Raw genomic sequence first — 1,433 nt, 5'->3', positions numbered from 1 at the left:
TACTACAGTTGCAGATAGTTCTGTTTTCTGATTCATCTCTCTAAAAGTTTTTGGGGGAGGATATATTATGGCGGTATCAGATTGGGCTGGCGTTCAGCTTAACTGGCGCGATGCGCTTGAAGGATTAAAGCAGTTTATCGGGCCCGCCTTCAAGCGATCCGAGCAACGCGCGTCAGCCGGGACGTTTATCGACGGCCTGCTTTCCGGGGTGGAGCGTAAGACGGGGTGGATGCTGGCGGAAGAGGCAGGGCTGGCGCGGCCTTACCGGGTACAGTCGCTGCTTGGCCGATCACTTTGGTCGGCGGAGACGCTCTGCGATCGGGTCCGGACGTATGCGCTGGATGCGCTTGGAGATCCGGATGGGGTCCTTATCGTTGATGAGACCGGCTTCTTGAAAAAAGGCACGCATTCGGTCGGCGTGGGACGGCAATATTCTGGCACGGCGGGCCGGATCGAAAATAGCCAGATCGGCGTCTTCGCAAGCTATGCCAGCCGCTGGGGACATGCGCTGATCGAACGACAGCTGTATTTGCCGAAGGCATGGGCGGACGATCCCGCCCGTCGCGCCAAGGCGTCCGTACCGGAAGACATCGCCTTTGCCACAAAGCCGGCGATAGCCACCGAAATGGTTGCGAAACTGCTGAACGAGGGCACGCCTTGCGCCTTCGTTCTGGCCGATGCGGTTTACGGCTCGGATACCCGGTTCCGGCGCATGTTGGAAGCACGTGGGCAGGCTTACGTGTTGGCCGTCCGCTCGAACCACACGCTGCGGTTTCTCGAAGAATGGCACCTGGTTCAGACCAACCCAGCGACCATGATTGCAGAGCTGCCGCCCGAGGCATGGCAGCCCCTCAGCGCGGGCGAAGGCACCAAGGGCCAACGGCTTTCTGACTGGGCGCACGTTCCATTGAACCGGGCGGCAGACAAAGGCTTTTCCCGCTGGCTACTGGCCCGCCGCAGCCTGCGGGACCCGGAAAAGCTGACCTATTATTTCGTGCATGCCCGCTCCGACACCACACTGGCCGAGATGGCCGCCGCCGCAGGGCTGCGCTGGACCATCGAGGAATGTTTCCTGCGGGCCAAAGACGATCTGGGCCTCGATCACTGTGAAGCCCGATCCTGGCATGGCTGGCACCGCCATATGAGCCTTGTGATGGCCGCTGCGGCCTTCCTTGCGAGACTGAGCGCTGACCAGCGCAGAGCCGGCTTCAGCAAACCGAACAAAACGAGTCCAAAGACTGCGGCGGCATGATGACCCGTCTCGCGGAGACTCTCACAACGTCGGAAATCCGCCACCTGATTGCACGCCTTCTCTTGCGCCCTATTCTTTCCACCAATGTCATCTGGGATTGGTCAAGATGGCGACGCGCCCATCAACTCGACGCCGCAAGAGCTCATCGGAAAACCGGGCTCAAAATGCAACTGTAGTATTA

Annotated in this window: 1 protein-coding gene; it reads left to right on the top strand. The window is 59.9% G+C overall.

The genetic code is table 11. The features are described from left to right. Positions 1 to 67: 67 nt before the first annotated feature. Positions 68 to 1,252 carry an IS701 family transposase gene (locus tag BV911_RS18735; protein WP_086055044.1) on the top strand — a complete coding sequence of 395 codons (1,185 nt, stop codon included), beginning with the start codon at positions 68 to 70 and terminating at the stop codon, positions 1,250 to 1,252. Positions 1,253 to 1,433 lie beyond the last annotated feature (181 nt).

The sequence above is a fragment of the Pseudoruegeria sp. SK021 genome, assembly GCF_002119405.1.
Lineage (GTDB): Bacteria > Pseudomonadota > Alphaproteobacteria > Rhodobacterales > Rhodobacteraceae > Meridianimarinicoccus.
This window is presented reverse-complemented; position numbering and strand designations above follow the sequence as displayed.